We start from the raw sequence: 22,361 nt of genomic DNA on the forward strand, positions 1-22,361 counted from the left end.
CCCCCGCGGGCCCCTTTTGTCCGGAGCTGTCAGGGGTCCTTGCACCATGAGCGCCTGATCAGGCCGCGCGGCCCGGGCGGGCATAGTGCAAGCGCCCCTTGGTGCAAGGACCGTTTAGTGCAAGGACCACCTAAGCTGTCCGGATGCAGGACGAGTACCGCACCGTCGCCCGCGCGGGTGTGCACGAGACCGAGGTCAATCGCTCCCGTTTCCTGTGCGCCCTCGCCCCGGCGGCCACCGAGCGGGAGGCGCAGGAGTTCGTCGCAGCCGTCCGCAAGGAGCACGCCGACGCCACCCACAACTGCTGGGCGTACGTCATCGGCGCCGACGCGTCCGTGCAGAAGGCCAGCGACGACGGCGAACCGGGCGGCACCGCGGGCGTGCCCATGCTGCAGATGCTGCTGCGCCGCGACATGCGGTACGTCGTCGCCGTCGTCACCCGGTACTACGGCGGCGTCAAGCTCGGTGCCGGCGGTCTCATCCGTGCCTACGGCGGCGCGGTCGGCGAGGGCCTCGACGCCCTCGGCACCCGCACCCGGCGCCGCTTCCGGCTGGCCACCGTGACCGTCGACCACCAGCGCGCCGGCAAGCTGCAGAACGACCTGCGGGCCACCGGCCGCGCGGTGCGCGACGTGCGGTACGGCGAGGCGGTCACCCTGGAGATCGGCCTGCCGGACGCCGACGTGGACGCCTTCCGCGCCTGGCTCGCGGACGCGACGGCCGGCACGGCCGACTTCGAGCCGGGCGGGGAGGCGTACGGGGACGTGTGAAAACCCGCACGTCAATGAAATGTCCGCAATGCTCCCATAGGTGACGTGCCGTGACGGTGCGATACGGGAGTGACCGCCCGGCTGGCCGAACCCGCCCGTTAGTCTCGAGGATCATGAGGCTCCTGCACACCTCCGACTGGCACCTCGGCCGGGCGTTCCACCGGGTGAACATGCTCGGGGCGCAGACCGAGTTCATCGGTCACCTCGTCACCACCGTGCGTGAGCACGCGGTGGACGCGGTGGTCGTGTCCGGGGACGTGTACGACCGGGCGGTGCCGCCGCTCGCCGCCGTCGAGCTGTTCGACGACGCCCTGCACCGGCTCGCCGACCTGGGCGTGCCGACGGTGATGATCTCCGGCAACCACGACTCCGCCCGCCGACTCGGGGTCGGCGCCGGGCTGATCGGACGGGCCGGCATCCACCTGCGGACCGACCCCTCGGCGGCGGGAACCCCCGTGGTGCTCGCCGACGCCCACGGCGACGTGGCCTTCTACGGCCTGCCCTATCTCGAACCCGCCCTGGTGAAAGACGAGTTCAAGGTGGACAGGACCGGCCACGAGGCCGTGCTCGGGGCCGCCATGGACCGGGTCCGCGCCGACCTCGCCACCCGCGCGCCGGGCACGCGTTCCGTCGTCCTCGCCCACGCCTTCGTCACCGGCGGCCTGCCCAGCGACAGCGAGCGGGACATCACCGTCGGCGGTGTCGCCTCCGTGCCCGCCGGCGTCTTCGACGGCGTCGACTACGTCGCGCTCGGCCATCTGCACGGCTGCCAGATCCTCACCGAACGAGTGCGCTACTCCGGCTCCCCGCTGCCGTACTCCTTCTCCGAGGCCGAACACCGCAAGACCATGTGGCTGGTCGACCTCGGGGCCGACGGGACCGTGGCCGCCGAGCGGATCGACTGCCCCGTCCCGCGCGCACTCGCCCGTCTGCGGGGCAGGCTGGAAGAGCTGCTCGCCGACCCCGCCCTCGCACGGCACGAAGAGGCGTGGGTCGAGGCGACGCTCACCGACGCCGTGCGCCCGGCCGACCCCATGGCCCGCCTCACCGAACGCTTCCCCCACACCCTCAGCCTCGTCTTCGCGCCCGAGCGCGCCCCCGACGGCCCCGACGTGTCCTACGCCCGGCGTCTGGCCGACCGCACCGACCAGGAGATCGCCGAGGACTTCGTGGCCCACGTGCGCGGGGCGGGACCCGACGCGTACGAGCGCCAGGTGCTGCGCGACGCCTTCGACGCCGTGCGCGCCGACGACGCGGAGCGGGAAGTGGCCCGATGAGACTGCACCGGCTCGACCTCACCGCCTTCGGCCCCTTCGGCGCCTCGCAGAGCGTCGACTTCGACGCCCTGTCGGGCGCCGGGCTGTTCCTGCTGCACGGACCGACGGGCGCCGGCAAGACCTCCGTCCTGGACGCCGTGTGCTACGCGCTGTACGGCTCCGTCCCCGGCGCCCGCCAGAGCGGCCAGGGCCTGACGCTGCGCAGCGACCACGCCGCCCCCGGCACCCGCACCGAGGTCACCCTCGACCTCACCGTCGCCGGACGCCGGTTGGAGATCACCCGGCAGCCGCCCTGGGAACGCCCCAAGAAACGCGGCGCGGGCACCACGGTCGACAAGGCCCAGACATGGCTGCGCGAGTACGACGCCGTCGCCGGGGCATGGAAGGACCTCAGCCGCTCCCACCAGGAGATCGGCGAGGAGATCACCCAGCTGCTCGGGATGAGCCGCGAACAGTTCTGCCAGGTCGTACTGCTTCCCCAGGGCGACTTCGCCCGCTTCCTGCGCGCCGACGCCGAGGCGCGCGGCCGGCTCCTCGGCCGTCTCTTCGACACCCGGCGTTTCGCCGAGGTCGAGAAACGGCTCGCCGAACGGCGCCGCGGCACCGAGACCCGCGTGCGGGAGGGCGACGCCGCGCTGCTCGCCGACGCGCACCGCATGCAGCAGGCCGCCGGCGCCGCCATGGACCTGCCCGACCTGGCCCCCGGCGAGCCAGGCCTGGCCGAGGCCGTGCTCACCGCCGCCGCCGTGGCCCGCAGCACCGCACGGGAACAGCTCACCGTCGCCGAACGCGGCCGCCTCGCCGCCGAGTCCGCACAGGCCGCCGCCGAACGCGCGCTGGCCGACGTCCGCGAACGGGCCCGGCTGCAACGGCGGTTCGCCGAGGCCGAGGAACGGGCCCGGGCCCTCGAGGCGGGGGCCGCAGCGCACCGGGAGGCACAGGCGCGGATGGAGCGGGCCCGCAAGGCGGAGGCCGTGGCGCCGGCGCTGGAGCTGCGGGACGCCGCAGAAGCCGAGCATCGCGGGGCGACCGCCGCCGAGGCACGTGCGCGGGCCCTGCTGCCGGAGCGCTTCGCGGACGCCGGCGCCGCCGGTCTCGCCGCCGCCGCCCGCCGCGCCGCCGAGGAGCTCGGCGGACTGGAGTCGGCCCGCCGCACGGAACGCCGACTGACCGCACTGGTCGCCGAGCGCGCCGACCTGGACCGCCAGGAGCGCGCCGACGAGGACGTCCTGGCGGAGAGCGAGGGCTGGCTCGCCCAGTGGGACGCCGTCCGCACGGCGCTGCGGACCCGTATCGAGACCGCGCAGGAGGCCGCCGCCCGCGCCGAACAGCTCGCCGTCCTGCGCGAGCCCGCCCGGCGCCGGCTCGAGGCCGCCCGGCAGCGCGACCGGCTCACCCAGGACGCCGAGGACGCCCGGCGGCGGGCCCTCGCCCGCGCCGAACGGGCCGTGTCGGCCCGCACGCACTGGCTGAACCTGAAGGAGCAGCGCCTCGACGGCATCGCCGCCGAACTGGCCGCCACCCTCCGCGACGGCGAGCCCTGCGCGGTCTGCGGCGCCGTCGACCACCCCGCACCCGCGCGCAGGGACGCCTCACACGTCGACCGCGAGGCCGAGGAGCGGGCCCTCGCCGCCTCCCAGGCCGCCGAGCAGGAGCGCGAGGACGCCGAGCGGGACCTCGCGGCCGTCCGCGAGGCGCTCGCCGCCGCCACCGCCGAGGCCGGCGACACCCCCGCCGACCGGCTCGCCGCCGACGCCGAGGAACTGGAGCGCGACCACGCGCGCGCCCGCCGGGACGCCTCCGCCCTGCACCCCGCCCGCGAGGAACTGCGCCACGCCGAACAGGAACACGAGCGACGCACCGCCGCCCAGCGGGGGGCCGCCGTCCGCGCCGCGTCCCGCGTCGGTCACCGGGAGCGCCTGGAGCGCGAACGGGCCACGCTGGAGGAGGAGTTGGCGCAGGCCCGGGGTGCCGCCGAGAGCGTGAGCGAACGGGCCGCCCAACTGGAGCGGCAGGCCGCCCTGCTCGGCGACGCCGCCGACGCCGCCCGCGCCGCCGAGGAGAGCGCCGCCCGCCTCAAGGCCGCCGACGGCCGCCTCGACGAGGCCGCCTTCCGCGCCGGCTTCGACACCCCGCAGGCCGCCGCCGACGCCCTCCTCGACGACACCGCCCACCGCACCCTGCAACACCGCCTGGACGCCCGGCGGTCCGAGGAGGCCGCCGTACGGGCCGTGCTCGCCGAGCCGGAGACCGTGGCCGCCGCCCGGCAGCCGCGCGCCGACGTCGCCGCGGCCGAGGAGCGGGCCGCGCACGCCGCGCAACGGCTGCGCCGGGCCGCCTCCGCCCAGGACGCCGCCGCCCGCCGCTGCGCCGAACTCGACCGTCTCTCCGCACGCGCGAGCGACGGCGTACGGCGCCTCGCGCCGCTGCGCGAGGAGTACGACCGGGTCGCCCGGCTGGCCGGACTCACCGCCGGCACCTCCGCCGACAACGAGCGCCGCATGCGCCTGGAGTCGTACGTCCTCGCGGCCCGGCTGGAACAGGTGGCCGCCGCCGCGACCGTGCGGTTGCAGCGGATGTCGTCCGGGCGCTACACCCTGGTCCACTCCGACGACCGCACCGGGCGCGGACGCAGTGGACTCGGACTGCACGTCGTCGACGCCTGGACCGGCCGCGAACGGGACACGGCCACCCTGTCGGGCGGGGAGACGTTCTTCGCCTCGCTCGCCCTCGCGCTCGGCCTCGCCGACGTCGTCACCGACGAGGCGGGCGGGGTCCGGCTGGACACCCTCTTCATCGACGAGGGGTTCGGCAGCCTCGACGACCAGACGCTGGACGAGGTCCTCGACGTCCTCGACTCCCTGCGCGAACGGGACCGCAGCGTCGGCATCGTCAGCCACGTGGCCGATCTGCGGAGGCGGGTCCACGCCCAGCTGGAGGTCGTGAAGGGCCGGTCCGGGTCGGTGGTGCGCCGGCGCGGTCAGTGACCGAGCGGGCGCCGGGGGAGAGGTGAGGAGTAGACGACGCTGGTCGTCACCGAGCCCAGCGCACCGATCCTGCCCGACACCTCCTCCAGGTGCCGCATCGAGCGGGCGGCGACCTTGATGACGAAACAGTCGTCCCCCGTGACGTGGTGCGCCTCCAGGATCTCCGGTGTCACGGCCACCAGGTCGTGGAACGGCCTGTAGTTGCCGGTGGGGTAGCGCAGCCGGACGAACGCCAGGATCGGCAGCCCCAGCCGCTCGGGGTCCACGACGGCTGCGTACCCCTGGATGACACCCGCCTCCTCCAGCCGCCGGACGCGTTCCGTGACGGCGCTCGCGGACATCGACACCGCCCGTGCCAGGTCGGCGAAGCTGGCCCGGCCCTCGCGCTGGAGGACCTCGAGAATGCGCCAGTCGGTGGCGTCCGGGGAATACGCGGTCATGGAGGAGGGATAGCAGGGGATTCCCCGGCGGATCAAGAGCAGAGCCGTGGATCCCACCTTCAGGAAAGGGATCACCGGCCATAGGTTTCCTGCCATGACCACTTTCGCGAGCACCACCTCCCATCCCGTCCTGAGCGTGGCCCCCGCCGCCCCGGCCGAGGCCGCGGCCTACTTCCGGGCGAGCCTCGTCTTCCACGCCGACGTCTCCGACGTGGCCGCCGCGCTCGCGGCCGGCGGCGACCCCGGGTTCGTCCTCCTGGACTCGCGCTCCACCGGGGCCTGGGACCAGGGGCATGTCCCCGGCGCGGTCCACCTGCCCACCGCGCTCGTCCCCGAGCTGGCCGAGCAGCTCCTCGACAAGGACGTGCCGGTGGTGACGTACTGCTGGGGTCCGGGCTGCAACGGCGCGACCCGTGCCGCCCTCGCGCTCGCCGAACTCGGCTACCGCGTCAAGGAGATGCTCGGCGGCTTCGAGTACTGGGTGCGCGAGGGCTTCGAGTTCGAGACCTGGCAGGGCCGCGAGCGGCGCGACGCCGACCCGCTCACGGCCCCCGTGGACGCGCGGGACTGCGGCTGCTGACGGGACGGGCCGTCGGCGGCCGCCGTCCCCCGGATCAGAGCCGCGCCAGCTCGTCCACCAGGTCGTCCAGGCCCAGCGAACCCTGCGAGAGCGCCGCCATGTGCCAGGACTTGAGGTCGAAGGCGTCGCCGTGCCGCTCACGGGCCCTCTCCCGGCCCAGCAGCCAGGCCCGCTCGCCGAGCTTGTAGCCGATGGCCTGGCCGGGGATGCTCAGATAGCGGGTCAGCTCGCTCTCCACGAAGTCCGCCGGACGGCTGCTGTGCGCGCCGAAGAACTCCTCGGCCAGCTCCGGGGTCCAGCGCTCCCCCGGGTGGAAGGGGGAGTCCGCCGGGATCTCCAGCTCCAGGTGCATGCCGATGTCGACGATCACCCGCAGCGCGCGCATCATCTGCGCGTCGAGGTAGCCCAGCCGCTGCTCCGCGTCCGTGAGGAAGCCGAGCTCGTCCATCAGCCGCTCCGCGTACAGCGCCCAGCCCTCGCAGTTGGCGCTGACCATGCCCACGGACGCCTGGTAGCGGGAGAGGTTCCCGGCGACGTGCGCCCACTGCGCGAGCTGGAGGTGGTGGCCCGGAACACCTTCGTGGTACCAGGTGGAGACCAGGTCGTAGACCGGGAAGCGGGTCAGGCCCATCGTCGGCAGCCAGGTGCGGCCGGGCCGCGAGAAGTCCTCCGACGGGGGCGAGTAGTAGGGGGCCGCCGCGCTGCCGGCGGGCGCGATCCGCGACTCGACCTTCCGCACCCGTTCGGCGAGTTCGAAGTGGGTGCCGTCCAGGGTGTCGATCGCCTGGTCCATCAGGCCCTGGAGCCAGTCGCGGGTTTCTTCGACCCCCTCGATGTGCTTGCCGTGCTCGTCGAGGTGCGCGAGCGCCACCCACGGCGTGCTCGCGCCGGGCAGGATCTTCTCCGCCTCCTGCCGCATCTCGGCGAGCAGACGGTGGTACTCGGCCCAGCCGTACGCGTAGGCCTCGTCCAGGTCCAGGTCGGTGCCGTTGTAGTAGCGCGCCCAGCGGGCGTAGCGCTCGCGGCCCACGGTGTTCGGCGCGTCCTGCACGGCGGGCGCGTAGACGTCGCGCAGCCAGTCCCGCAGCTCGACGACGGCCGCGTCCGCCACCCCCGCCGCGTCCGCGAGTTCGGCGCGCAGCGCCTCGGGGCCGGCGGAGGCGAACTCCGCGAACCAGCCGCGGCCCGAGCCGTCGGTGTCGGTCCACTCGGTGAGCTGGGAGACGAGGGTGGCGGTCGGCCGGGGAGCGGCGTACAGCTTGCGCTCCAGGCCGAGGGCGAGGGAGGCGCGGTATCCGGCCAGCGCCGTGGGCACCGCGCGCAGTCGCTCGGCGATCGCCGCCCAGTCGGCGTCGGTCAGCGTCGGCGTCACCGTGAACACCTCGCGCACGTGGTGCGCGGGCGTGCCCATGTTGCCGACCGCGCGCAGCCCCTCCTCGGCCTCGTGCACGGCGAGTTCCGCGGTGAGGCGCTCGCGCAGCAGGCGCGCGCACCGGCGCTCGATGTCACTCTCGGCGCCGGGCCGTCGCTCCGCCTCGTCCAGCCGGGCCAGGGTCCCCCGCGCGAGCCGGGCCAGCGCCTCCTGCCCGGCCGGCGAGCAGTCGGGCAGTCGGCTGGAGCTCTCCGGCACACCGAGGTAGGTGCCGGTGACGGGGTCGAGGGCGATGAGTTCGTCGACGTAGGCGTCGGCGACCTCGCGGGGCAGGGGGTGGGTGGTCTGTGACATGCGCACCATCCTCGTACGGGACGGTGGCGCCCGTCACGGCAATTGAGCCGAGGGCGAAGGCGGCAGCAGCGGCCCGCAGTCCCACTGCTGGAATATCAGCCGCGTCTCCACCCGGGCCACCTCGCGCCGGGCGGTGAACTCGTCGAGGACCAGCCGTTGCAGATCGGCCATGTCGGCCACCGCCACATGGACCAGGTAGTCGTCGGGCCCGGTGAGGTGGAAGACGGTCAGCGCCTCCGGCAATGCCCGGATCCGCTCCACGAACGGCCCCACCAGCTCCCGCCGGTGCGGCCTGACCTGTACCGACAACAACGCCTGGAGGCCGCGCCCCAGTCTGGCCGGATCCAGCCGCAGCTGATGCCCGAGGATCACACCGCTGCGGCGCAGCCGCGCCACCCGGTCCAGACACGTCGACGGCGCCACGCCCACCTGTGCCGCGAGGTCGCGGTACGTCGTCCGGGCGTCGTTCTGCAGCAGCCGCAGCAGTTGGAGGTCCACCGGATCGAGTACGACGGAATCGGCCATCGGCCGAACGTAGCACGGAGTCCGGCCCCATCGACCCGTCCGGTGTTCACCCTGCCGTCCATGGACTCCGCGAGAACGCACGCGTACGACGACGTACGCCGGCCGGGAGCGCGCCGCGCCCTGGCCACCGAGGCCGTGCACGCCGGACGGGACGACCTGGCCCGGCAGGGACTGCACGCCCCGCCGATCGACCTGTCCACCACCTACCCCTCGTACGACAGCCGCGCCGAGGCCGCCCGCATCGACGCGTTCGCCACGACCGGCGCCGATCCGCAGGGGCCGCCGGTCTACGGCCGGCTGGGCAATCCGACGGTCGCCCGCTTCGAGACGGCGCTGGCCCGGCTGGAGGGCACCGAGAGCGCCGTCGCCTTCGCCAGCGGCATGGCCGCGCTGAGCGCCGTCCTGCTGGCGCGCTCCTCGGAGGGCCTGCGGCACGTGGTGGCCGTCCGCCCCCTGTACGGGTGCAGCGACCACCTGCTGACCGCCGGGCTGCTCGGCTCGGAGGTCACCTGGACCGACCCGGCCGGCATCGCCGACGCGCTGCGCCCTCACACCGGGCTGGTCCTGGTCGAGTCACCCGCCAACCCGACGCTCGCCGAGGTCGACCTGCGCGCCCTCGCCCACGCCTGCGGCTCGGTCCCGCTGCTCGTCGACAACACCTTCGCCACGCCCGTGCTCCAGCGCCCGGCGGAGCAGGGCGCCCGGCTGGTGCTGCACAGCGCCACCAAGTACCTCGGCGGACACGGCGACGTCCTGGCCGGCGTCGTCGCCTGCGACGAGGAGTTCGCCGGACGGCTGCGGCAGATACGGTTCGCCACCGGCGGGGTGCTCCACCCGCTGGCCGGCTACCTGCTGCTGCGCGGTCTGTCGACGCTCCCGGTGCGGGTGCGCGCCGCCTCCGCGAACGCCGCCGAGCTGGCCCGCCGACTGGCGGCCCGTCCGGGCGTCACCCGCGTCCATTACCCGCGCATCGGCGGCGCGATGGTCGCCTTCGAGATCGAGGGCGACCCGCACGAGGTGATCGCCGGCGTCCGTCTCGTCACCCCGGCCGTGAGCCTCGGCAGCGTCGACACCCTCATCCAGCATCCGGCGTCCATCAGCCACCGCATCGTGGACGCGGACGACCGGCGGGGCGCCGGGGTGAGCGACCGGCTGCTGCGGCTGTCGGTGGGCCTGGAGGACGTGGAGGACCTGTGGGCCGACCTGGACCGGGCGCTGGGGCCGCGGCACGCCGACGAGGGCGCGCCGGCCGGGGTGCCGCACCGGGTCGTCGCCGAGGTGCGCTGAGTCAGCCCCCGCACCGGCCGGCCGGCGGTCCGTATGCGCCGGCCCGGCGGTCCGCGTCCGCCGGGCCGGCACGGGCCGGGCTCAGGCGTCCTCGCACTATGAGCGCCTGACCGGGCCGCGCGGTCCGGCACCGCACCTCGCCGCGTTGTCAGCCGCGCGGCCCGGGCGGGCACAGTGCGTGGACCCCTCAGTCGCCGGTGACCGGCTGCTCGCGCCGCGCGGACGCCGCCGTCTCCGGGCCGTGCGCGACGGCGTCCAGGCGGGCGGTGATGACGAGGGTGCCCTCCTCGATCTGGTAGTCGAGGGGCAGGCCGAGGCTCCGCATGGCGGCGACCATCCCGGTGTTGGAAGACTGCGTCACGGCGTACACGCTCGCGCAGCCGGCCTCGACGGCCATGCCCACCAGCCGGCGCAGGAGCTCACCGCCGATGCCGCGCCGCTGCCACCGGTCCTCGACGAGCAGCGCCACCTCCGTCTCGTCGCCGTCCCACAGCAGGTGGCCGAGGCCGACGACGCGCCCGGAGGGCGCCTGTACGGCGAGGGTGCGGCCGAAGCGAGGGCTGAGCAGGTGGGTGAGGTAGCGGTCCGCGTCGCCGACCGGGCCGTGGTAGCGCATGCCGAGGGTGCGCGGCGAGCAGCGCTCGTGCATCGCCTTCGCCGCGGCCAGATCACCGGTGTCGGCCCGGCGGACGGTGATGTCGTTGCCCGCGGGCAGCGTCAGCACGTCCTGCCCGCCCGGGACGCGCGGGCCGAGGCGGGCGTCCAGCTCCACCAGTGCCCGCGCCCGCGCGAACTCGGTGGGGGTGAACGGCAGGTACGGCCGCTCCACCGCGATCACTCCGCCTTCCGGCGCCCGCAGGCGCATCACGGTCTCCTCCAGCACTCCCTCGACAGGCACCCCACCCGGCGCCCGGCCACCGCTGCCGGCCTTGGCGGGCAGCGAGCGGATCGTGCACCGGCCGAGCAACTGCCGTAGGGCGAGGGGAAGTTCGGCGGCGTCGAGGGCGGTTCGGGTGGCCATTTCGAGGATGCGGGTCGGCGCGTCCACCAGGTCGTGGGCGTCGGCCCGCTCGATCCAGGTGCCGCTGCCGCCGGCCGCCGCCACGGCCGCGGTGATCCCGGCCGCGGTGAGCGCGCCGGGGGCCCGCAGGAGGAACTCGTCGACGGTGTCCGCGCCGAGCGGGTGGGTCTGCAGGCTCAGGATGTCGACGCGGTGCCCGGCGAGCGCCGTGCACAGCGCGGCCAGTGAGCCGGGTGCGTCCTTCACGGTCGTCCGCATCCGCCACAGGGTGTTCTGCCCGGCCGCTTCGGGGAGTTCGGACGGCCCGGCCTGCCGCTCGGGGGTGGGCGGCCGGGCATCGGTATCACTCGTGGGCGGCGCGTGACCGTGCCTGCGTGACCACCACAGGGCGGCCAGCTCCCGTACGGACCTCCGCCCGTGGTGCTCCGGGCGTCCGCGCTCGGCGCGTGTCACATCAGACATGTCTCGAGTCATGCAGCCACTGTGAAGGAACGGTGTTGCGTGATCACGAACGCTGTGTGACTGATGAGTAAAGGCAACGTATGCCGGGTTTGTTGACCTTTTCATCATCGCGCCGCGCACCGAGGGATGACGGACCGGTGCGCGGAGCGCCTTTCCACCGTACGGGAGGTAGGGGGGTCGCGCGGTCAGGGGTCCGTGCACTGTGCCCGCCCGGTCCGCGCGGCCCGGTACCGCACCTCGCCGCGTTGCCGGAAAGCCCTGTCGGCTCCGCTACATGGACTCTCCGGCGCCTCGCGGTGCACGGCACCGGACCACTGGGCCTGATCAGGCGCTCATCGTGCAAGGACCCCCTTACTGGCCGACCCGGCCCGGCTGGAGCACCTTGGTGAACAGCACGGTGCCGTCCTGCTCGCGCAGCCGCACCGTCAACTCCCCGCTGCCCCCGTCGATGTCGACCTCGCCGAAGAACTGGTAGCCGTCGGCCGGTGAGACGTTGGCCGTGGCAGGCGCCTTCACGAAGACGCGGTCCGGGCCGAAGGTGTCGTCCAGCGCGCTCGCCGGGAAGGCCCCGGCGTTGAGCGGTCCGGAGACGAACTCCCAGAACGGCGCGAAGTCCTTGAACGCGGCCCGCGACGGGTCGTAGTGCTGGGCGGAGGTGTGGTGGACGTCGGCCGTCAGCCACACCGTGCCGGTGATCCGCCGGTGCTTGACGAACCGCAGCAGCTCGGCGATCTGGAGCTCACGGCCCAGCGGGGCACCGGGGTCGCCCTGCGCCACGGCCTCGAAGTTGGGCTTCCCGTCGGTGCCGTCCGGCACGACCAGGCCGAGCGGCATGTCGGCGGCGATCACCTTCCACACCGCCCGGGAGCGGGCCAGCTCCCGCTTCAGCCACTCCAACTGCTCCCGGCCCAGGATGCCCTGCGGGTCGGTCTTCCCGTCGTCCGGTGAGTTCGCGTCGCGGTACGTGCGCATGTCCAGCACGAAGACGTCCAGCAGCGGGCCGTGGTGCTGCACCCGGTAGACCCGGCCGTCGGGGCGGCGCAGCGTCGAGATCGGGAAGTACTCGGAGAACGCCTGCCGGGCCCGTGCGGCGAGGACGTCGATGTTCTTCTCGGTGTACCGGGGGTCGGCGAGGATCTCGCCCGGGAACCAGTTGTTGGTCACCTCGTGGTCGTCCCACTGGACGATGGAGGGGACCTGGGCGTTGAAGGCCCGCAGGTTCTCGTCCAGCAGGTTGTAGCGGAAGTTGCCGCGGAACTCCGCCGTCGTCTCGGCGACCTTCGCCTTCTCCTCGGTGGTGACGTTCCGCCAGGTGCGCCCGCCGGGCAGGGCCGCGGTGGCGGTGAGCGGGCCGTCGGCGTAGATGTTGTCGCCGCTGCACAGGAAGAAGTCCGGGTCGAGAGCGGCCATGGCCCGGTAGATCCGGTAGCCGCCGAGCTCGGGGTTGATGCCCCAGCCCTGCCCGGCCAGGTCGCCGGACCACACGAACCGCACGCCGTCGCGCCGCCTGACGGACGCGGTGCGGAAGGTCCCGGTCACCGGCTCGCCCGTGCGGCGCGGGTCGTCCGGGTCGGCCAGCAGCACCCGGTAGTGGATCTGCTCGCCGGACGGCAGCCCGTCGAGCCGGGTGGTGCCGGTGAAGTCGGTGCCGGCGCCGAGCAGCGGGCCCTGCCGGCGGCGGGCGTTCCTGAACGACTCCGTGGCCGACGTCTCGACGATCATGCGCGCCGGACGGTCGGAGCGCACCCACACGAGGCCGGAGTCCGTCGTCACGTCCCCGCTCTGCACGCCCCAGGCGGCCCTCGGCCGTCCGGACAGGGCGAGGGCCGGCGCCGCCGCGACGGCGGAGGGCAGGGTCAGGGCCGCGGACGCGGCCAGCGAGCCGCGCAGAACGCTGCGGCGCCCGGGGAACGGACGGTGGGACATGGGGCCTCCTGGGACGGGAACCGGCCGGTGTGCACCGTCACACCTACTGGGGCGCCGCAGCGCACACGCAAACCCCGGATGAACAACTGGCCGTGTCGTCGGCCGGATACGGTTCACCGACCTCTGCGGCGTCTGTGCGTCTTCGGCGTCTCCGGCGTCTGTGCCGTCTCCGGCGTGCGCCGCCGGCCCTACCGTGGCGCCCGTCCTGCCGGGGCGCCGGCCCCACCAAGGTGCTCGCCCTGCCGCGCCTGCCTCATTGCGGCGTGCCCGCCCCATTGCGGTGCCCGTCCCGTCGCGGTGCTCGCCCTATTGCGGCGTCGGCCCCGTCGCAGCGGCTCCCACCCCTGCGCCCCCTCCGTCGCGGCGCCCGCTCCATCGCAGCGGCTCGTCCCGCCGCGGTGCTCGCTCCAGCCAGGGAGTCTGTCCGGCCGCGGCGTCGGCCTCGCCAGGGTGCCGCTCCCACCGCGGTGCCCACCTCACCCCTCGCGCACCGCCTCCGCCATCACGCCGACGCCGTCCCGGATGCGGGCGGGGGACAGGTGCGCGTAGCCCAGGACGAGGCGCACCTCGCCCGCCTCCCGCGGCCCGTGCCCCTCGGTGGCCCGCAACCCGTGCCCCTCCCCGGTGGCGGTACGCGCGTGCGCGTACTCCCGCAGTGCCCGGACCGCCACACCGGCCCCGGCCAGCCGTCGCAGGAAGGGCTCCGGCGGCCCGTACCGCTGCGGGAGGGTGGCGATGACGTGCAGGCCCGCGGCGATGCCGGAGACACGGGTGCCGGGGAAGTGCTCCCCGAGCGCGGCGACGAGGGTGTCGCGCCGCTCACGGTAGGCGCGTTGGCAGCGGCGCAGCTGACGGTCGTAGTCGCCGCGCTCCACGAAGCGGGCGAACAGCGCCTGGTCCAGGACGGGGTGACCGAGGTCCGTGGTCCGTTTGCGTTCGACGACCTCGTCGGCCAGCGCCTCGGGGACGAGCAGCCAGCCGAGCCGCAGTCCCGGCGCGAGGGACTTGCTGACCGACCCGGTGTAGGCCACCCGCTCCGGATCGAGGCCCTGGAGCGCGCCCACGGGGGCGCGGTCGTAGCGGAAGTCCCCGTCGTAGTCGTCCTCCAGCAGGAAACCGTCCACGGACCGCGCCCAGTCGAGCAGGTCGGCGCGCCGTCGCGCGGAGCAGGCGATGCCGGTGGGGAACTGGTGCGAGGGCGTGGTCACCACGGACCGGACGCCCGACGCCCGCAACGGGCCGAGGGCGAGCCCCTCGTCGTCCAGGGGCACCGGTACGGAGGTGACGCCGGCCGCCGCGTACAGGGCGCTGTGCTGCGGGCTCCCGGGGTCCTCCACGCCGACCGCGTCGATCCCGCGCGCGCGGAGCGCGAGTCCGAGCAGGGCGGTGGCCTGTGCCACGCCGGAGACGACGACGATCCGCTCGGGGTCGGCGACCACACCCCGGCGCCGCACGAGCAGTTCGGCGAGCGCGGTGCGCAGCCGGGGCAGGCCGCGCGGGTCGGGGTAGCCCAGCTCGTGGTGGGGCAGCTCCGCCAGCACACCGCGCTGCGCCGCCGCCCAGGCGGCCCGCGGGAAGAGCGACAGATCCGGTGTCCCCGGCACGAAGTCGGCCCGCGCCCCGGGCGCCCGGGGCGCGAGGTCCCGCGTACGGGGCGGGGCCGCCCGTACGGCGCCGCCCACCCAGGTCCCCGACCCCCGCCCGCTGCGCAGGTAGCCCTCGGCCGTCAACTGCTCGTACGCCTCGGTGACCAGACCGCGCGACACCCCGAGGTCGGCGGCGAGGTCCCGGCTCGACGGCATTCGGGTGCCCGGGGCGAGCCGCCCCGAGCGGACCGCCTCCCGCAACGCCGCCTGCAGCGCACGGCCCCGCGCGCGGGCCGGCGCGGCGACGGCCGGCAGCAGCACCTCCCAGGCGGGGGAGGCTGAGGCTGGGGAGGCGGTGGAGGAGACGGCGGAGGCGGCGGCCGTCGGCCCGGGCGGATTGGTCCCCGATGACGTCATGGAAGTGGACCTTAAACCGGGCCGCCGTGCTCCCTAGCGTCGCCGTCATGAACGCCACCACCACACGCGGCTCCCTGCTCGCCGCGCTCGCCTGCGTCCTCGTCGGAGGGTCCTTCACCGCCAACAGCGTCCTCGGCGCCTACCCGTACGCGGGCGGCCAGGCCCTGCGCTACGGCCTCGCCTGCCTGCTCCTCGTCCCCCTGGCGGGACCGGGGGCGTGGGCCCGGCTGCGCGCGCTCACGCCCCGTCAGTGGGCCCGCCTCGCCCTGCTCGCGGCCGTCGGCATGGTCGGCTTCAACCTGGCCGTCCTGGCCGCCGAACGCTCGGCGGAACCCGCCGTCCCCGGCGTCCTCGTGGGCTGCGCGCCCGTCGTCGTGGCGGTCCTCGTGCCGCTCCTGGAAGGTCGGCGTCCGCGGCGGACCGTGCAGTACGGGGCGTCACTGGTGGCCGTGGGAGCCCTCACCGTGCAGGGGTGGGGCCGCACGGACGGGGCGGGTCTCGCCTTCTCGGTCTGCGCGCTGGCCGGCGAGGTCGGCTTCGCGGTGCTGGCCGTTCCCGTGCTGCGGCCGCTGGGGCCGCGCCTGCTGTCCGCCGCGGTGTGCGGGATCGCCGCCGTCGAGTCCGCGGCGGCCGGACTGCTCCTCGACGGCGGCGCCTGGCTGCGCCGGCCCGACGCGGGCGAGACCGCCGCGCTGCTGTGGCAGGCGGTGGTCGTCACCGTCGTCGGCTTCGTGTGCTGGTACATGGGCGTGCAGCGGATCGGCGCGGAGCGCGCCACGCTGTTCTCCGGTCTGATCCCGGTCGCCGCCGCCTGCACCGCGCCGCTGGTCGGCGCGGGCTCCTTCGGCCCCGCCCAGGCCACCGGCAGTGCGCTGGTGGCCGCCGGAGTCGCCCTGGGGGCGGGCGTGACGGCTCGTGGCCGGTGTCCTTCAGCGGCTGCCGTCCAGCAGCACCCGCGCGACGAGCGCCGGGTCGTCGTTCATGGGGCAGTGGCCGCAGCCGGGCAGCCGCACCAGACGGGCCTGGGGGATGACCTGCTTGGCGCGGACGCCCTGGCGGCGCACCAGCAGCCAGTCCCGGGTGCCCCAGGCGACGGTGACCGGCAGACCGGGGAGGTCGTCGGTGAACGTGACCGTCGCACCGGCCCGTAGCGTCTGGTCGAACCCGGTGGCCCCGGCCAGCGCCAGGGTCTCGGCGACCACCGCCTCCGGCGAACGGCGGCCCGGGCGGGCGTAGATGGTGCTGGTGAGCGCCGTGCGGCCGGCCGCCGTACGGGACAGGCGCTCCACCAGGGGCAGCGGCATCCGGCGGGACAGGTGGCGCATCGTGAGCAGGACGCCGAAGGCGTACCGCCGCTCGGCCGGCGACCAGAACCCGGCGGGCGACAGGGCGGTGACGGACCGTACGTGCTTCTCGCGGCCGAGTTCCAGGGCCAGCAGGCCGCCCAGCGAGTTGCCCGCCACGTGCGGGCGCTCCAGCCCCAGCGCCTCGCAGAAGCCCGCGAACACCGCGGTCGTGGTGGGCAGGTCGTAGGGGAGCCCGTCGGGCAGGGAGGGGGAGGCGCCGAAGCCGGGCAGGTCCACGGCGATCACGTCGCGCTCGGTGGCGAGGATGTCGACCACCGGGTCCCAGGCCTGCCGGTGGTGCCCGATGCCGTGGAGCAGCAGCAGCGGCTCGCCCCGGCCCGCGCGCGCGTACGAGACGGTGACGGACCGGGGGCCGCTCGGGGTGGGGACCGGGAAGGAGACGGTGGTGGACATGGCGGTGCTCCTCGCGTGGACGGACCGGCGGAAACGGACGTGGCGGGGCCGACGTGTAGACAGCTTGTCAGCAATTGCTACCCGTGGGTAGCCCCTTGTGGGGCGCCGTCTGGACACGGCCGCGCGGCTCGGCTGGGATGGCACCGTGACCGCAGACACGACGACCGACGTCTTCCAGGAACACCGCCCGCTGCTGCTGGGCGTCGCCTACCGCATGCTGGGACGGGTCGCCGACGCGGAGGACGTCGTCCAGGACGCCTGGCTGCGCTGGTCCGCCGCCGGCCGCGACGACGTCCGCGAACCGCGCGCCTACCTGGTCCGCGTCACCACCCGCCTCGCCCTGGACCGCCTGGCCCGCATCCGGACGCGCAACGAGGCCTACGTCGGCCCCTGGCTGCCCGAGCCGTACGTCACCGACTTCGGCGCAACCGTCCCGGACACCGCCGAACGGGTCGTGCTCGCCGACTCCGTCTCCCTCGCCGTCCTCGTCGTGCTGGAGTCGCTGTCCCCGCTGGAGCGCGCGGTGTTCGTCCTGCGCGAGGCCTTCGGCTACCCCTACGCCGAGATCGCCGCCGTCCTCGACCGTTCCGAGCCGGCGGTGCGTCAACTGGCCGGCCGGGCCCGTCGGCACGTCGAGGAGCGTCGGCCCCGCTACGAGGTCGACCCCGTCCAGCGCCGCGAACTCACCGAGCGTTTCCTCACCGCCGCGGCCGAGGGGGACCTCGCGGGACTGATGGCGCTGCTCGCCCCGGACGCCCGCCTCGTCGGCGACAGCGGCGGCAAGGCCAAGGCGCCGCTGCGGGTCCTGGAGAGCGCCGACCACGTGGGCCGCTTCCTCGCCGGCGTGGCCCGCAAGAGCGTCCCCGACCTGTCCTTCCGCTTCCTGGAACTCAACGGCGGCCCCGCCGTGCTCGCCCTCTCGGGCGACAAGCCGGACGCCGTCTTCCAGATCGACGTGGCCGACGGACGCGTCCAGGTCGTCTACGTCATCCGCAACCCGGACAAACTGCGCGCGCTGGCCGCGTAGCCGCCCCGCACCGGTCTGCCGCCCCCGTCGGGCGACGGGGCCGTGCCGTCGTGTCACGAGAACGCCCCCGTGCGAACGCCTCGTGAACGCTTTTCCGCCGTGCGCCCGTCGGCCCTCCGAGGGTTCGAGGATTGGTCTTGACCAAGGGTGAGGCCCGTCCTATGGTCGCTGACAAGTGCAACAACCTTTAATAAACAAGGGCGCGAAAACGCCGCCGGACCACGGCTATTGCGGAGGACAGGGTGGGGACCACGCAACTGGAATCGGTACCGGAACCGAAGTACTGGCATCTCAGGACCGTGCTCACCGAGGCACTCGACTCGGAGTTCGCGGTCGGCGAGATCCTGCCGAACGAGCGGGAACTGGCCGCCCGATTCGGCGTCGCGCGCGCCACGCTCCGTCAGGCGCTGGAACAGCTCGAGCTGGAGGGCAGGCTGCACCGCCGCCGCGGCGTCGGCACCACCGTGGCGCCGCCCCGCGTGGGCGTGGACGTCGGCAGCGAACGGCATACCTGGCCCGACGCGGCCGGTGACACGTGGCAACCCGTCGACTGCACGGTCGCCGCGCCGCCGGCGGCCGTCGCCGACGCCCTGGGGGCCGGGCGCGACGAGCCCGTGCACATCGTGCGCCGCTCCCGGGTGTCCCACGGTCAGCCCGTCGCCGCCGAACTGCTCTACGTCCCGCAGACGTCGGTGCCCGGCCTGACCGCCATCGACGCCCCCTCGGGGCCCGCCCGCGCACGAGCCGTCCTGCGCGAACTGCAGCACCGGGCGCTGGAGGGCCAGGACCGCGCGGTGGAGCTCGGCTCGGCCCGCGCCGACGACGCCAAGGAACTCGACCGCCTCCCCGGTGCTCCCGTCCTCGTCGTCACCACCCGCTTCTTCGCCGAGGGCCGCACCGCGGCGCTGTCCGTCGCCACCTACCGGGCGGACACCTGTCGGCTGACGTTCGGCGCGTCGGGCGGCGTGGAGATCCACCACGGCCCCGAACGCCGGGCCTCCTGAGGACGCGGCACCGTCCCGGCCCGCCCGACGACCCGGCACCGTCCCGGCCTCGTGACGGCCGGACGCCGGTCTCGGTCCCCGCTGCCGGCCCCGGCGGCAGACACCTGAACGGTCTGCCACGGGGGCGCCGAGCGGAGCCGCGTCCGCACCGGTCACCGAGCGGAGCCCCTCACCGCGCCCCGGATCCTCTCCGGGGCGCGGCGCGTTTCCCGACCGGCGACCGGCGACCGGCGACCGGCGACCGGCGACCGGCGACCGCAGTGTGCCGACCAGCGACCGCCGTGTGCCGACCGCCGTGTGCCGACCGCCGACTGGCGACCGCCGTGTGCCGACCGTCGGTGGCGGGCCGCCGTGTGCCGCCACGCCGCCGCCCGGGCCGCCGCTCAGCGGCCGGTCACGGTCCCCTCCACCGCGAAGAGCTGCTCCTCCACGTGGTCGAGCGCCAGCCGCAGCGCCCCCGTCGCCACGGCCGCCTCGCCCAGCAGCGACAGCGCCACCTTCGGCGGCCGCAGGCAGTAGCGCGCCAACTCCCGCCGCAGCGGCTCCAGTACGCCGTCCAGCCCGGCCGCCCAGCCGCCGACGACGACCAGCTCCGGGTCGAGGGCCAGCACCAGCGCGGCCACGTCGTGCACGAGCCGCTGGATGAAGCGGTCCACGGCCGCACACGCCCGCCGGTCACCCTGACGGGCCTGGGCGAACACCGCGGCGACCGCCTGCTCGTCCAACGGGTGCAACGGCTCGTCCGTCGTCGACAGCAGTGTCTCCGGCGTCTCCCCCCGGCCCAGCAGGTGCAGCGCGCCGATCTCACCGGCCGCCCCGCCGTACCCCCGGTGCAGCCGCCCCCCGATCAGCGAGCCCGCGCCCGGGCTCAGCCCCGCCAGCACGAACACCACGTCGTCGGAGTCGGTGGCCGCGCCCTTCCAGTGCTCGGCCACCGCCGCCGCGTTGGCGTCGTTCTCCACCAGCACCGGGCACTTGAACGAGCGGCTCAGCCGCTCGCCCAGCCGCAGCCCCGTCCACTCGGGCAGCGCGGTTCCCAGCCGGACGGTGCCGTCCGCCTCGACGATGCCGGGCGCACCGACACCGACGGCCCGCAGCGAACTGCGCGGGACGCCCGCCCGGCGCAGCAGCTCGGCCACCGCCGTACGCAGCCGCTCCAGCCGTTCGTCGGCCGGCGCCGCCTCGTCGACGTCCCTGGCCTGCGCCCCGAGCACCCGCCCGTCCAGGTCGGACAGGAGCGCGGCCACGCGGTGGGCCCCTATCTCCAGGCCGAGCAGATGACCGGCCTCCGCACGGAACCGGAACCGCCGCGCCGGGCGCCCCTGCCGTCGGGCGGCACCCTCCTCGGCCGCCTTCTCGACGACGAGCCCCGCCCCGATCAGGTCCTCGACGACCCCTTCGACGGTCGGCCGGGACAACCCCGTCACCCGGGTGATCTCCGTGAGCGTCGCGCAGTCGGTGGCCCGCAACGCGTGCAGCACCACCGCGGAATTGATCCTTCGCAGCAGCGAGGGATCCCCGCCGGTCAGCCGCCCCACCGTCCGTCCTCCCAGCTCGTGCGCGTGTGCGGCGGATCGTACTCGGCGTGCCGCCACCCCGGCGAGTGCGGTGTCCCGCACCCTTCCGCGGTACCCCCGGCCCGCCCGGCCCTCAGCCCGTCCCCACGAACCCCGACTCGTACGCCGTGATCACGGCCTGCGTCCGGTCCCGCGCCCCGAGCTTCGCCAGCACCACGCTGACGTGCGACTTGACCGTCTCGGCGCCGACGAACAGGCGCTCCGCGATCTCCGCGTTGGACAGACCGCGCGCCATCAGCCGCAGCACCTCCGCCTCCCGTTCGGTCAACCGGGCCCGCTCCAGAACGTCCTGGGCCGCGCGGTTGCCGGAACCCGTCCCGTACTCGGCGGCGAGCCGCCGCACCGACGCCGGGAACAGCAGCGACTCACCCTCGGCGACCAGCCGCACCGCGTGCACGATTTCGGCGGGCCGGGCCCGCTTCAGCAGGAACCCGTCCGCGCCGGCGCGCAGCGCCTCGTACACGTACTCGTCGTTCTCGAAGGTCGTCACCACCAGGATCTTCGGCGGCCGGTCCACCGTCCGCAGCACCGCGCGCGTGGCCTCGATGCCGTCCATGAGCGGCATCCGCACGTCCATCGCGACGACGTCCGGCCGCAGTTGCCGCACCAGGGGGATCACCGCCGCCCCGTCCACGGCCTCGCCGACGACCTCGATGTCGGGCTGAGCCTCCAGCACGGCCCGCAGACCCGCGCGGACCAGGGGTTCGTCGTCGACGAGGAGTACGGTCACCGGCATCCGGCCAGCGTAGATCAGCGCAACGGCAGCTCCGCACGCACCCTCCAGTCGCCCTCCTCCGGCCCGGTCGAGGCGCGCCCGCCCAGCAGCGCGGCCCGCTCCCGGATGCCCCGCAGCCCGCTGCCCCGTCCGGGGCCCGGTATCCGGGCGGTGAGCGGATTGCGGACGTCCAGACTGAGGACGTCGTCGGCGACTCCGACCCGCACCCGGACCGGGACGGCCCCCGCGTGCCGCAGCACGTTCGTCAGCGACTCCTGGAGGATGCGGTAGCCCTCCCGGGACACCGGCCCCGGCACGCTCTCCAGCGGGCCGGTCAGCTCGGCGTCGACCTGCGCCCCGGAGGCGCGCGCCGACTCCAGCAGCCGGTCGGCCTCCGTCAGCGTCGGTCTGGCGCCCGCCGGCCGCCCCGAGTCGCGCAGTACGCCGAGGACCCGTTCCAGATCGGCCAGCGCCGACCGGCCGGTCTCCTCGATCGCGGCCAGCGCCCGGTCGGTGAACGCCGCGTCGCCCGCCGCGCGCGCCGCCCCCGCCTGCACCACCGCCACCGTCAGCGCGTGCCCGATCGAGTCGTGCAGCTCGCGGGCGATGCGGGTGCGCTCCAGCAACTGCTCGGTGCGTTCCTCCAGGGCGGCGACCCGCTCGGCGGCGGACGGGCCGAGCAGCCGCCGCGCGACGGCGGTCACCAACGCGCCCAGGCCGACGACGAGTCCGTACAACAGCAGCAGGGGGAGTGGCACCAGGAGCGCGTACCAGGCGTGCGGGGTCGCCTCGTCGAGGACCGGGATGTCGTCGGGCACCCGGCCGCGCGCGATCTCGGCCAGCTGGAACGCGAGGATCGGCAGCCAGACGCAGGCGAACATGGCCACCGCCCCGAGTGCCATGCGCACTTCCAGCCACAGCACCATCCGCAGCCGGTCCGCCCAGGTGGTCGCCGGAGTCACGGAGAACCCCGGGTCCTGTTCGTCGGGCGTCAGCAGCAGTTGCGCCTGCACCCCCTCGCCCCTGCGCACGGCCGGGATGAACGCGACGGGTATCAGCGCCAGGGCGGGCACCCACGGCCGGGACAGGTCGATGAACAGCCAGACGCTCACGAACAGCATCGGCACCCACAGGTGCAGCAGTCGTGTGTACGTGATCCCCCGCAGCAGCGGGCGCAGGAAGCGGCCCATGCGGACATCGTGACAGGCGCCACTGACAAGGGGCCTCCCCCGAGCGGGGGAGACGGACTCCACCGGCGGGGGAGGTTCCCACCC

17 protein-coding genes and 1 pseudogene are annotated in these 22,361 nt (G+C 74.9%); 8 read left to right on the forward strand and 10 right to left on the reverse strand.

Annotation, left to right across the window (positions count from 1 at the left end; translation table 11 throughout):
• Window positions 1-143 precede the first annotated feature (143 nt).
• The 3 genes from ACZ4YY_RS28790 (at window position 144) to ACZ4YY_RS28800 (ending at window position 5,034) form a co-directional block, all read left to right on the forward strand.
• On the forward strand, window positions 144-770 hold the full coding sequence (locus tag ACZ4YY_RS28790) for a YigZ family protein (protein WP_468296510.1): 627 nt from the start codon (window positions 144-146) through the stop codon (window positions 768-770).
• A 113-nt stretch (window positions 771-883) separates the two neighbouring features.
• Window positions 884-2,047, forward strand: a complete 1,164-nt coding sequence (locus tag ACZ4YY_RS28795; protein ID WP_468296514.1) for an exonuclease SbcCD subunit D — start codon at window positions 884-886, stop codon at window positions 2,045-2,047.
• Window positions 2,044-5,034, forward strand: coding sequence for an AAA family ATPase (locus ACZ4YY_RS28800; protein WP_468296518.1), 2,991 nt, complete (start codon window positions 2,044-2,046; stop codon window positions 5,032-5,034). The genes ACZ4YY_RS28795 and ACZ4YY_RS28800 overlap by 4 nt, the downstream gene beginning before the upstream one ends.
• Here the strand turns inward: ACZ4YY_RS28800 and ACZ4YY_RS28805 are convergent.
• The gene (locus tag ACZ4YY_RS28805) at window positions 5,028-5,474 is read right to left on the reverse strand and encodes an Lrp/AsnC family transcriptional regulator (RefSeq protein ID WP_468296521.1); all 447 of its coding nucleotides are present in this window, start codon (window positions 5,472-5,474) and stop codon (window positions 5,028-5,030) included. The genes ACZ4YY_RS28800 and ACZ4YY_RS28805 overlap by 7 nt on opposite strands.
• A gap of 94 nt (window positions 5,475-5,568) precedes the next feature.
• Between ACZ4YY_RS28805 and ACZ4YY_RS28810 the strand changes: the two genes are divergently transcribed.
• The gene (locus ACZ4YY_RS28810) at window positions 5,569-6,054 is read left to right on the forward strand and encodes a rhodanese-like domain-containing protein (RefSeq protein WP_468296524.1); all 486 of its coding nucleotides are present in this window, start codon (window positions 5,569-5,571) and stop codon (window positions 6,052-6,054) included.
• 34 nt (window positions 6,055-6,088) lie between these two features.
• Here ACZ4YY_RS28810 and ACZ4YY_RS28815 read toward each other — a convergent pair whose 3' ends face one another.
• Window positions 6,089-7,780, reverse strand: coding sequence for a DUF885 domain-containing protein (locus ACZ4YY_RS28815; protein WP_468296527.1), 1,692 nt, complete (start codon window positions 7,778-7,780; stop codon window positions 6,089-6,091).
• Window positions 7,781-7,813: 33 nt separating this feature from the next.
• A complete protein-coding gene (locus tag ACZ4YY_RS28820; RefSeq protein WP_468296531.1) occupies window positions 7,814-8,305 on the reverse strand; it encodes an Lrp/AsnC family transcriptional regulator in 492 nt (163 codons plus the stop codon).
• A 60-nt stretch (window positions 8,306-8,365) separates the two neighbouring features.
• Here ACZ4YY_RS28820 and ACZ4YY_RS28825 point away from each other — a divergent pair, with 60 nt between their 5' ends.
• On the forward strand, window positions 8,366-9,592 hold the full coding sequence (locus ACZ4YY_RS28825) for a trans-sulfuration enzyme family protein (protein ID WP_468296536.1): 1,227 nt from the start codon (window positions 8,366-8,368) through the stop codon (window positions 9,590-9,592).
• A gap of 187 nt (window positions 9,593-9,779) precedes the next feature.
• Here ACZ4YY_RS28825 and ACZ4YY_RS28830 read toward each other — a convergent pair whose 3' ends face one another.
• The 3 genes from ACZ4YY_RS28830 to pdxR all read right to left on the reverse strand — a co-directional run bounded on the left by ACZ4YY_RS28830 (window position 9,780) and on the right by pdxR (window position 15,004).
• Complete coding sequence (locus tag ACZ4YY_RS28830) at window positions 9,780-11,087, reverse strand: GNAT family N-acetyltransferase (protein WP_468296539.1); 1,308 nt, start codon at window positions 11,085-11,087, stop codon at window positions 9,780-9,782.
• 339 nt (window positions 11,088-11,426) lie between these two features.
• Window positions 11,427-13,001 (reverse strand): alkaline phosphatase D family protein, encoded by a 1,575-nt coding sequence (locus ACZ4YY_RS28835; RefSeq protein WP_468296542.1) that lies wholly within the window; start codon window positions 12,999-13,001, stop codon window positions 11,427-11,429.
• A 476-nt stretch (window positions 13,002-13,477) separates the two neighbouring features.
• Complete coding sequence (gene pdxR / locus ACZ4YY_RS28840) at window positions 13,478-15,004, reverse strand: MocR-like pyridoxine biosynthesis transcription factor PdxR (RefSeq protein WP_468296544.1); 1,527 nt, start codon at window positions 15,002-15,004, stop codon at window positions 13,478-13,480.
• A 47-nt stretch (window positions 15,005-15,051) separates the two neighbouring features.
• Between pdxR and ACZ4YY_RS28845 the strand changes: the two are divergent.
• Window positions 15,052-15,840: pseudogene (locus ACZ4YY_RS28845) on the forward strand (EamA family transporter); the annotation flags it as partial.
• 93 nt (window positions 15,841-15,933) lie between these two features.
• Here the strand turns inward: ACZ4YY_RS28845 and ACZ4YY_RS28850 are convergent.
• Window positions 15,934-16,764 carry an alpha/beta fold hydrolase gene (locus ACZ4YY_RS28850; RefSeq protein ID WP_468296547.1) on the reverse strand — a complete coding sequence of 277 codons (831 nt, stop codon included), beginning with the start codon at window positions 16,762-16,764 and terminating at the stop codon, window positions 15,934-15,936.
• 145 nt (window positions 16,765-16,909) lie between these two features.
• Between ACZ4YY_RS28850 and ACZ4YY_RS28855 the strand changes: the two genes are divergently transcribed.
• Entirely contained in the window at window positions 16,910-17,791 is an 882-nt protein-coding gene (locus tag ACZ4YY_RS28855; RefSeq protein ID WP_468296550.1) for an RNA polymerase sigma-70 factor, read from the forward strand.
• Between the two features lie 242 nt (window positions 17,792-18,033).
• Entirely contained in the window at window positions 18,034-18,795 is a 762-nt protein-coding gene (locus ACZ4YY_RS28860) for a GntR family transcriptional regulator (RefSeq protein WP_468296553.1), read from the forward strand.
• A 383-nt stretch (window positions 18,796-19,178) separates the two neighbouring features.
• Here ACZ4YY_RS28860 and ACZ4YY_RS28865 read toward each other — a convergent pair whose 3' ends face one another.
• The 3 genes from ACZ4YY_RS28865 to ACZ4YY_RS28875 all read right to left on the reverse strand — a co-directional run bounded on the left by ACZ4YY_RS28865 (window position 19,179) and on the right by ACZ4YY_RS28875 (window position 22,277).
• Window positions 19,179-20,333 carry an ROK family transcriptional regulator gene (locus tag ACZ4YY_RS28865; protein ID WP_468296728.1) on the reverse strand — a complete coding sequence of 385 codons (1,155 nt, stop codon included), beginning with the start codon at window positions 20,331-20,333 and terminating at the stop codon, window positions 19,179-19,181.
• Between the two features lie 112 nt (window positions 20,334-20,445).
• Window positions 20,446-21,108, reverse strand: coding sequence for a response regulator transcription factor (locus ACZ4YY_RS28870; RefSeq protein WP_468296556.1), 663 nt, complete (start codon window positions 21,106-21,108; stop codon window positions 20,446-20,448).
• A gap of 14 nt (window positions 21,109-21,122) precedes the next feature.
• A complete protein-coding gene (locus tag ACZ4YY_RS28875; RefSeq protein WP_468296559.1) occupies window positions 21,123-22,277 on the reverse strand; it encodes a sensor histidine kinase in 1,155 nt (384 codons plus the stop codon).
• Window positions 22,278-22,361 lie beyond the last annotated feature (84 nt).

Source organism: Streptomyces sp. NPDC030143, from assembly GCF_055573695.1.

Bases quoted from the DNA above. Each gene is read 5' to 3' on its own strand.
- ACZ4YY_RS28815 (WP_468296527.1), bottom strand. From the start codon at position 7,780: ATGTCACAGACCACCCACCCCCTGCCCCGCGAGGTCGCCGACGCCTAC.
- ACZ4YY_RS28790 (WP_468296510.1), top strand. From the start codon at position 144: ATGCAGGACGAGTACCGCACCGTCGCCCGCGCGGGTGTGCACGAGACC.
- ACZ4YY_RS28875 (WP_468296559.1), bottom strand. From the start codon at position 22,277: ATGGGCCGCTTCCTGCGCCCGCTGCTGCGGGGGATCACGTACACACGA.
- ACZ4YY_RS28850 (WP_468296547.1), bottom strand. From the start codon at position 16,764: ATGTCCACCACCGTCTCCTTCCCGGTCCCCACCCCGAGCGGCCCCCGG.
- ACZ4YY_RS28805 (WP_468296521.1), bottom strand. From the start codon at position 5,474: ATGACCGCGTATTCCCCGGACGCCACCGACTGGCGCATTCTCGAGGTC.
- ACZ4YY_RS28810 (WP_468296524.1), top strand. From the start codon at position 5,569: ATGACCACTTTCGCGAGCACCACCTCCCATCCCGTCCTGAGCGTGGCC.
- ACZ4YY_RS28800 (WP_468296518.1), top strand. From the start codon at position 2,044: ATGAGACTGCACCGGCTCGACCTCACCGCCTTCGGCCCCTTCGGCGCC.
- ACZ4YY_RS28830 (WP_468296539.1), bottom strand. From the start codon at position 11,087: ATGACTCGAGACATGTCTGATGTGACACGCGCCGAGCGCGGACGCCCG.
- ACZ4YY_RS28820 (WP_468296531.1), bottom strand. From the start codon at position 8,305: ATGGCCGATTCCGTCGTACTCGATCCGGTGGACCTCCAACTGCTGCGG.
- ACZ4YY_RS28795 (WP_468296514.1), top strand. From the start codon at position 884: ATGAGGCTCCTGCACACCTCCGACTGGCACCTCGGCCGGGCGTTCCAC.
- ACZ4YY_RS28825 (WP_468296536.1), top strand. From the start codon at position 8,366: ATGGACTCCGCGAGAACGCACGCGTACGACGACGTACGCCGGCCGGGA.
- ACZ4YY_RS28835 (WP_468296542.1), bottom strand. From the start codon at position 13,001: ATGTCCCACCGTCCGTTCCCCGGGCGCCGCAGCGTTCTGCGCGGCTCG.
- ACZ4YY_RS28870 (WP_468296556.1), bottom strand. From the start codon at position 21,108: ATGCCGGTGACCGTACTCCTCGTCGACGACGAACCCCTGGTCCGCGCG.
- pdxR (WP_468296544.1), bottom strand. From the start codon at position 15,004: ATGACGTCATCGGGGACCAATCCGCCCGGGCCGACGGCCGCCGCCTCC.